8 protein-coding genes are annotated in these 7,592 nt (G+C 69.5%); 3 read left to right on the forward strand and 5 right to left on the reverse strand.

Translation table 11 applies throughout. The features are described from left to right. Positions 1-10: 10 nt before the first annotated feature. Complete coding sequence (locus tag QH270_RS15715; RefSeq protein ID WP_280342629.1) at positions 11-1,675, reverse strand: GMC family oxidoreductase; 1,665 nt, start codon at positions 1,673-1,675, stop codon at positions 11-13. Further along, positions 1,672-3,120: a flavin-containing monooxygenase gene (locus QH270_RS15720; RefSeq protein ID WP_280342631.1), complete on the reverse strand. Its 1,449-nt coding sequence runs from the start codon at positions 3,118-3,120 to the stop codon at positions 1,672-1,674. The genes QH270_RS15715 and QH270_RS15720 overlap by 4 nt, the downstream gene beginning before the upstream one ends. Positions 3,121-3,244: 124 nt before the next feature. Between QH270_RS15720 and QH270_RS15725 the strand changes: the two genes are divergently transcribed. Next, a complete protein-coding gene (locus QH270_RS15725; protein ID WP_280342633.1) occupies positions 3,245-3,895 on the forward strand; it encodes a TetR/AcrR family transcriptional regulator in 651 nt (216 codons plus the stop codon). A 6-nt stretch (positions 3,896-3,901) separates the two neighbouring features. On the opposite strand, the gene QH270_RS15730 is transcribed toward QH270_RS15725, so the two are convergent. Genes QH270_RS15730 through QH270_RS15740 form a run of 3 tightly spaced genes read right to left on the reverse strand, consistent with a single transcriptional unit; the run spans position 3,902 to position 6,106 of the window. Further along, positions 3,902-4,519, reverse strand: coding sequence for a TetR/AcrR family transcriptional regulator (locus tag QH270_RS15730; RefSeq protein ID WP_280342636.1), 618 nt, complete (start codon positions 4,517-4,519; stop codon positions 3,902-3,904). Positions 4,520-4,547: 28 nt separating this feature from the next. Beyond that, positions 4,548-5,636: an NAD(P)-dependent alcohol dehydrogenase gene (locus QH270_RS15735; RefSeq protein WP_280342638.1), complete on the reverse strand. Its 1,089-nt coding sequence runs from the start codon at positions 5,634-5,636 to the stop codon at positions 4,548-4,550. Next, positions 5,636-6,106 (reverse strand): DUF4334 domain-containing protein, encoded by a 471-nt coding sequence (locus QH270_RS15740; RefSeq protein WP_280342648.1) that lies wholly within the window; start codon positions 6,104-6,106, stop codon positions 5,636-5,638. The genes QH270_RS15735 and QH270_RS15740 overlap by 1 nt, the downstream gene beginning before the upstream one ends. Positions 6,107-6,199: 93 nt before the next feature. On the opposite strand from QH270_RS15740, the gene QH270_RS15745 reads away from it, so the two are divergent. Both QH270_RS15745 and QH270_RS15750 read left to right on the forward strand, forming a co-directional pair. Further along, positions 6,200-6,760: a TetR family transcriptional regulator gene (locus tag QH270_RS15745; protein ID WP_280342640.1), complete on the forward strand. Its 561-nt coding sequence runs from the start codon at positions 6,200-6,202 to the stop codon at positions 6,758-6,760. A gap of 109 nt (positions 6,761-6,869) precedes the next feature. Next, positions 6,870-7,592 (forward strand): NAD(P)/FAD-dependent oxidoreductase (locus tag QH270_RS15750; RefSeq protein WP_280342643.1); only part of this gene is annotated, 723 nt, incomplete at its 3' end.

Below are 7,592 nucleotides of genomic sequence, written 5' to 3' on the forward strand. Positions count from 1 at the left end.
TCTCGATCGTTCACGCGGGCAGGCGCAGCGCGCCGGGCGCGGTCGACGGCACCGCGGGGCGCGCGGGCGCGACGGGACTGATCCGCTGGTAGGCCGTGCCGAGTTCGGGCCGCGGATCGGATTCGCCCTTGTTGGGCCAGAACGCCATCGCGCGCTCGGCCTGCGCGGTGATGGTCAGCGACGGGTTGACGCCGAGATTGGCGGTGATGGCGCTGCCGTCGGCGACGTGCAGACCGGGATGGCCGTACACCCGCTGATACGGGTCGATGACTCCCGTCTCGGCCGAATCACCGATCGTGCAGCCACCGATGTAGTGCGCGGTCGCCGGGATGTTGAAGATGTCGGTGGCGATATTGCCGCTGATGCCGTCGATGTCGGCCGCGTAGGCGCGGGCGATGTCGTGCGCCAGCGGAATCCAGGTCGGATTCGGTTCACCGCTGCCCTGCCGGGTCACCAGCCGCCGCCCCTTCAGATACGAGGTGAGCGAGTTGTCCAGCGACTGCATGACCAGCAGGATCACCGATCGATCCGAGGCGCCGTGCGCGTTCTGCGACCGCAGGAACTGGATCGGATGCAGCAGCATCGTCAGCAGCAACCGCAGGAAACGGAACGCGCCACCATCGACCATCGGCACCGTCTGCAGGAACAGCGCGTTCTGGCCGGACCCGTAGGTGCACACCTCCACGTGCGTCTGCGGTTCGGGATGGATGGAGGAGGTGATCGCCACACCCTGGGAGAAATCCTTGCGCGACTTGCTGGTGACCCCGATGATCGCCTCGGAATTGCTCCTGGTCAGCTCCCCGACCCGCGGCGACAAGCGCGGCAGGGTGCCGTCGGCGCGCAGCTTGTGCAGCAGCTTCTGGGTACCGAGCGCGGCGGCCGCGAACACCACCTCCCGTGCGGTGAACGTGCGCCGGTTCTTGCGGAACAGGCGATCGGAAGCCACCGTCTCGATCCGGTATCCACCGGCGCCGTCGGGCGACACCGAGGTCACCGTGGTCAGCGGATGCACCTGCGCGCCGAGGCTTTCGGCCAGGTGCAGATAGTTGACCGTGGTCGTGTTCTTCGCGTTGTGCTTGCAGCCGGTGAAGCACTCCGAACAGTGGATGCAGCCCGCGCGACGCGGCCCGGCCCCACCGAAGTACGGGTCCTCGACCTCTTCGCCCTCGGCGCCCTCGTTGAAGAACACCCCGACCTGGGTGCGATGGAACGTGTCGGCCACGTCCATCCCGCGCGCGACCTGCAGCAGCACCTCGTCCTTGGGGCCGACGCGCGGATTCTCGACCACGCCGAGCATGCGCTTGGCCTGGTCGTAGTACGGCGCGAGTTCGCTCTGCCAGTCGGTGATGTGCGCCCACGCGCGGTCATGGTAGAAGTCCGGCAGGGGCTCGTAGAGGGTGTTGCCGTAGATCAGCGATCCGCCACCGACGCCGGACCCACTGAACACCAGGCACTTTCCGAGCGCGCTGATCCGCTGCGGCCCGGTCAGACCGAGCCGCGGGGCCCAGATCGACTTGCGGATGTTCCAGTTGGTCTTCGGGAAGTCCTCGGCGTTCCACCGGCGTCCCGATTCCAGCACGCCGACCCGATACCCCTTCTCGGTCAGGCGCAGCGCGGTGACACTGCCACCGAACCCGGAGCCGATGACGATCACGTCGTAGTCGTAGTCACTCATGCCGAGATCACCTCGTAGTCGGCGGGATCGAACCGCGCCTGCTTCTTGTATTGGATGCCGAGCAACGGCCAGTTGGTCGTGATCCGGCCGTCGGCCTGCCGATACCACGACGAGCACCTGCTCCACACGCTGCCGGCGAGGACGGCCTGGATCCGCTCGTCGTAGGCCTGTTCCACCTCCGGCCGCACCGTCAGCGCCGATCCGGTCGCCGCGAGATGGGCGACGTAGTCGGCGAGGTAGTCGGCCTGGGCTTCGAGGAAGTAGATGATCGAACCGCCACCGGTATTGGTGTTGGGCCCGTACATGAGAAACAGGTTCGGGAACCGGGGCACCGTCATCCCGTAGTAGGCGTGCGCGCCGGTGTGCCATTCGGTGGCCAGCGGATGGCCCGCCGCGCCCGTGATGGTCATGGGGGCGAGGAATTCGGTGGTCGCGAACCCGGTGCCCCAGATGATCACGTCCGCCTCGTGCTCGCGCCCGTCCTCGGTGCGGACACCGGTGGGCGTGATGGCGGCGATCCGGTCGGTGCACAGCTCGACGTTCGGCTCGGCCAGAGCGGGAAGGTAGTTGTCGGAGAACAGGATCCGCTTGCACCCGATCTGGTAGTCGGGCCAGACCTTCTCGAACAGGCCGGGCTTGGCCTTGGTCTGGCGGCGCATATGGAACTTCGACCAGGCCTTGATCGCGGCGGCCAGCGGTTTGGCGTACACCCAGGCCACACTGAGCCCCTCGACCACGCCGTACCAGGTGCCGCGTTCGGCCAGCGCGGTCGCGGGCACCCGTTCGAAGAGCTTGTGGTGCAGCGGGGAGAACTCGCGATCCGGGCGCGGGATGATGTAGGGCGCGCTGCGCTGGAACACCGTCAGCGAGCCCACCCGTGGCTGGATCTCTGGCACGAACTGGATGGCGCTGGCACCGGTCCCGATCACCACGACCCGCTTGCCGGTCAGGTCGACCTCGTGATCCCACTCGGCGGAGTGGAAACTGGCACCCGCGAAGGTGTCGCGCCCTTCGATCGAGGGCAGCGCGGGTCGCGAGAGCTGGCCGACCGCGGAGACCACCACGTCGACGACCATCGACTCACCCGTGCCGAGCTGCACGGTCCATTTCCTGGACGTGTCGTCGAAGGAGGCCCCGGTGACCTCGGTGCCGAAGCGGATGTGGCGGCGCACGTCGAAGTCGGCGGCGACCTCACGGATGTAGTCCAGGATCGCGGGCTGCCGCGAGAACCGGTGCGGCCAGCGCGGATTCGGCGCGAAGGAGTACGAGTAGAACGGCGAGGGCACGTCGCAGGCGGCACCGGGATAGGTGTTCTCGCGCCAGACCCCGCCGACGTCGTCGGCCTTCTCGAAGATGACGATGTCGTCGAATCCCCGCTTCTTCAGAGCGATCGCGGCGGCCAGGCCGCCGAAACCACTGCCGATGATCGCGATCGAGGGTGCCATGTGATCCTCTCGTGTTCCAGCGACCAGAAAAACAGTTGCTGCGTACGGTTTCTTCATTGGATCAGGTTTGTTGCCGCCGCGTCAATAGTCGTCTCATTTTCCGTCACGGCGTACGATTTCTCAGGTGACCGTGCAACAACCCCGCCGCACCCAGGCCGAACGCCGCGCCACCACCCGCGCCCTCATCCTGACCAACGCCGCGGAATGCCTGCTCGAACGCGGCTACGCGGCCACCACCGTCACCGCCGTGCAGGAACGCGCCGGACTCGCCCGCGGCACCGTCCAGCACCACTTCCCCACCCGCACCGAACTGCTCATCGCCGCCACCACCCGCGTCGTCGACCTGCGTCTGGCGGCATTCACTCAGGCCGCCGAGCGCCTGCCCACCGGCAGCGACCGGCTCCAAGCCGTCGTCGACCTCGCCTGGCGCGACCTCACCAGCCCCGCCTTCTATACCGCGCTCGACCTGTGGGTCGCCGCCCGCACCGACACCGACCTGCGCGACAACCTGATCCACGAGGAACGCCGCGTCCTCACCGAGATGCGCACGCGCTACCGCGCGATGATCGACGAACCCTACGACACCGACCCCCGTGCCGAGACGCTCGTCGAATTCACCCTCGACCTGCTCACCGGCCTGTCGATGACCGCCATGCTCACCGGCACCGTCGGCGACCACGACGCCGTCGTGGCCCGATGGAAGCGGGCCCTCGCGGTCCTGGTGGGACGGCTGCCCGCCGACGAACTACTCGCCGACACCGCCGTCCGCACCTGACCCCGATCAACCGATCCCGGACAACCCGTTCCAGCACAGCGCGACCGTCGTCGCCACCGCGTCCCGCTTCGGAATCGGACGCCCCGCGTCCAGCCACTGCCGCGCCGCCAGATGACTCGCCCCCACCAGTCCGAACGCGCACGTGAACGCCCGCGCGTTCTCCATGCCCGCCGCCCGCAACTCCGCGCTCACCAGCACCGCGCACTCGCTGAACGCCTGACGCACCCGCCAGCGCACACTCGGCTCACTGGGCACCGGCGACTCGAACACCAGCACATGCCCGGCCGGATCCTCATCGACGAAATCGAAATAGGCCAGCACCGCGCGCCGGACCTTGTCCTCCTGCCCCGCGGCATCACCGAGCGCCGCCCGGATCCCACCCACCATCCGATCCAGATGATGTTGCAGCACAGCCAGATACAGATCCAGCTTGTTCGCGTAGAGCGTGTACAGCACCGGCTTGCTCATCCCGGCCCGCAGCCCGATCTGATCCATGCTCGCGCCGTGATAGCCGTGCGCGACGAACTCCGCCCGCGCCGCGTCCAACGCGATCGCGAGCCGTTCGGCCCGGCTCGGTACCGGCGGGGCCAGGTCGGCGCCGATGTCGCTGTGCAGGAGAGTCATGCGCTGCCTCGATATTCCGTATGTCCGGTCACCAGGTGAGGACCGGTTTGACGACCCGTCCGGCCCGCTGGTCGGCGAGCGCGGCGTCGATCTCGGTGTGCCGGTAGCGGCCGATGAGCCGCTCGGCGGGAAAACGTCCGGCGGCATGCAGGTCGAGCAGCCGCGGAATGAACTCGGCGGGCACACTGTCACCTTCGAGACAGCCCCGGATGGTCTTGCCGTGCAACACGATCTCGCTGACGTCGATCGGCGGCGTACCGCGACCGAGCCCCACCGCCACCACGGTCGCCCCGGTGGTCAGCGCCGCGAGCGCGTCCGCCAGCACCGACGGGATGCCGGTGGTGTCCAGCGCGTGCGTCGCGCCACCTGCGGTCAGCTCCCGCACGGCCGCCACGGTCGGCCCGTCGGCCGGATCCACCGCGGCGTCCGCGCCCAGCTCGAGCGCCAGATCGCGACGCGCGGCCGACGTCTCGACGACCACGACCCGCACGCCGTCCAGCGTCCGAGCGGCCAGCACCGCGGCCATCCCGACCGCCCCCGCCCCGTACACCGCCAGCCACGCACCCGACTCCGGCCGCAGCACATTGAGCACCGCCCCGGCGCCGGTCTGGAAACCGCAGCCGAAGGGCGCGGCCACCGCCAGATCGATCGCGGGGTCGATCACGATCGTGTTGTCCGCCGTCGTCAGCGCGTACCCGGCGAAACTCGACTGCCCGAAGAAGCCGTCCAGGACCGGGCCCTGCGCGTGCGCGACCCGGGGCGCGTCGTGCGCCCGGCGACCGAACTGGTTCAGCGCCACCGATTCCCGGCAGTAGGCAGGTCGACCGGCCAAGCAGTTCGCGCACGCGCCACAGTGCCGAAACGTCAGCACCACATGATCACCCGGGCGCACACCGTGCACCTGTGGCCCGACCGCGGCGACCACGCCCGCGCCCTCGTGACCGAGCAGAATCGGCCGGTCCGCGGCGCCCGCGCGCCGGGTCGCCAGATCGGTGTGACAGATCCCCGCCGCCGCGATCCGCACCAGGATCTCCCCCGCTCGCGGCTCGTCGATCTCGACGGGCTCGACGGAGAAGGCCGCCGCCGGATCCCGCGACAGCACCGCCGTGGTCCGCATCAGGCGTCTCGTTCCAGCAGGAAGTAGAAGTGCTCGCCCCGCGAGAGCACCAGCTCCGCGCGGCCGTTCATGATGCCCATCAGGGTGCGGTCGTCGAGCCACTTGAAGTGGTCGAACACGGCCCGGCCGTCATAGACCATGGTCGCGGTGACCTCGCCGCGGAACTCGATGTTCCACAGCGTCGCCTCGCCCTGGCCCAGTTCGACATTCGAGAACAGGGTCCCGTCCTCGGCGCGGCAGATCAGCGGCTTCGCGTCGTCGACCGCCACGAAGGTCTTGCCGTACCAGCGGCTCGCCGGCAGCGCACGGCACAGCGGGTGGCCGGTCTGGAAGGCGGCGCCGCGCCACTGTCCGAGGATGTCCTCGCTGCGTGCCGGACGTAACCGGGTCCACAGCTGATCCAGTTCGGCGGCGGACACGCCATCGGCTTGTTCCCGGAGTTGCTGCCAGCGGGGTTTGTCCGCGCCCATCGTGTTCCTCATCTCGCCGATTCGAGAACCTTCCGGTTCCAGAACGGACCTTAGTTCCGAACCAGATGGTTCGGCAAGGGGTACGATTCGACCATGCGTGCGGCAGGTGAGGCGACCAGGGAACGAATACTCGCGGCCGCCAAGGCCGAATTCGCCGCGTACGGCGTCGCCGGCGCCCGGATCAACCGCATCGCCACGGCCGCCAACGCGAGCAAAGACCGCCTCTACGCCTACTTCCCCGGCAAACACGAGCTCTATGCCGCCGTCAGCGCGCGCTGGATCACCGAGACCGCCGCCGCGACCGCCCTGAGCGCCGACGACATCCCCGGCTACATCGGCCGCCTCTTCGACCACTTCATCGCCCGCCCCGACGACGCCCGCCTGCAAGCCTGGTCCGATCTCGAACCCACCGACATCCTGCCCGGCGAGTTGCGCCCCACCCTCGACGCGAAACTCGCCGAACTCGACCGCGGCCAGCGCGCGGGCCTGATCACCAGCGACATCGCCCCCCCGATCCTGCTGCGCATGCTCACCGACCTCACCCGCACCGCCGCCATGCACGCCCACTTCGCGGCCGCCAGGGGCGAACACGACCAGCTCACCCGGCGCCGCGCCGCGACCGTCGCCGCGGCCGCCCGCATCGTCAGCCCGTGACCACCGCCTGAGCGATTCCGCGGTCCCCCTGCGCCGTTGACAGTGTTCCCCGGCCATCCGATCATGATCTTGGACATTTGTCCGAGACCCGAGGAACCAGGCGGTACCCATGCCCGACTCCCCCGCGGCGGCCGAATCGGCCGACGTCGTCATCGTCGGCGCCCGCTGCGCCGGCGCCGCGAGCGCCATCACGCTGGCGCGGGCCGGATTCCGGGTCATCGTCCTCGACGCCGCACCACTCCCGTCCGACACCCTCTCCACACACCTGCTGTGGCCCGCCGGGCTCGCCGAACTCCAGCACCTCGGCGCCCTCACCGACGTCCTCGCCCTCGGCGCACCACGCCTCACCAACGCCTACGCCGCGGGCGCCGGATACGGCATCGGCACCACATTCCCCACCGTCGAAGGCATCGACTACGCCCTGTGCGTGCGGCGCACCGGCCTCGACGACGTCCTCGTCCGCACCGCGCGCGCCGCAGGCGCCGAGGTCAGGCAGCGCTGTCGCGTCACCTCGGTCGTCCATACCGGGAACCGTTGCGCCGGAGTCCGATACACCGATCGTGCGGGCAACACCCGCGAGATCAGAGCCGCCCTGGTCATCGGCGCCGACGGCCGCGACAGCACCGTCGCCCACGCCGTCGGCGCGGCGCGGCCCCAGCTCACCCTGCCCCGCCGCCGCCACAGCGACAACCCCAACAGGCGCGCCCCCCCCGGCAACCCCCCCCACACCCCCCCCCAAATGCGAGCCCGCCCCCACCACCGCCCCCCCATCCCCATCCACCGCCGCCACCTCCACCGCCACGTCCAACCCCCCGCCCCACCCAGCCCCAGC

The sequence above is a fragment of the Nocardia neocaledoniensis genome (assembly GCF_029868625.1).
In the GTDB taxonomy this organism is placed as follows: Bacteria; Actinomycetota; Actinomycetes; order Mycobacteriales; family Mycobacteriaceae; genus Nocardia; species Nocardia neocaledoniensis_A.

Excerpts from the sequence above, each read along its gene's own strand:
- QH270_RS15715 (WP_280342629.1), bottom strand. The coding sequence starts at position 1,675 with ATGAGTGACTACGACTACGACGTGATCGTCATCGGCTCCGGGTTCGGT.
- QH270_RS15720 (WP_280342631.1), bottom strand. The coding sequence starts at position 3,120 with ATGGCACCCTCGATCGCGATCATCGGCAGTGGTTTCGGCGGCCTGGCC.
- QH270_RS15730 (WP_280342636.1), bottom strand. The coding sequence starts at position 4,519 with ATGACTCTCCTGCACAGCGACATCGGCGCCGACCTGGCCCCGCCGGTA.
- QH270_RS15735 (WP_280342638.1), bottom strand. The coding sequence starts at position 5,636 with ATGCGGACCACGGCGGTGCTGTCGCGGGATCCGGCGGCGGCCTTCTCC.
- QH270_RS15740 (WP_280342648.1), bottom strand. The coding sequence starts at position 6,106 with ATGGGCGCGGACAAACCCCGCTGGCAGCAACTCCGGGAACAAGCCGAT.
- QH270_RS15745 (WP_280342640.1), top strand. The coding sequence starts at position 6,200 with ATGCGTGCGGCAGGTGAGGCGACCAGGGAACGAATACTCGCGGCCGCC.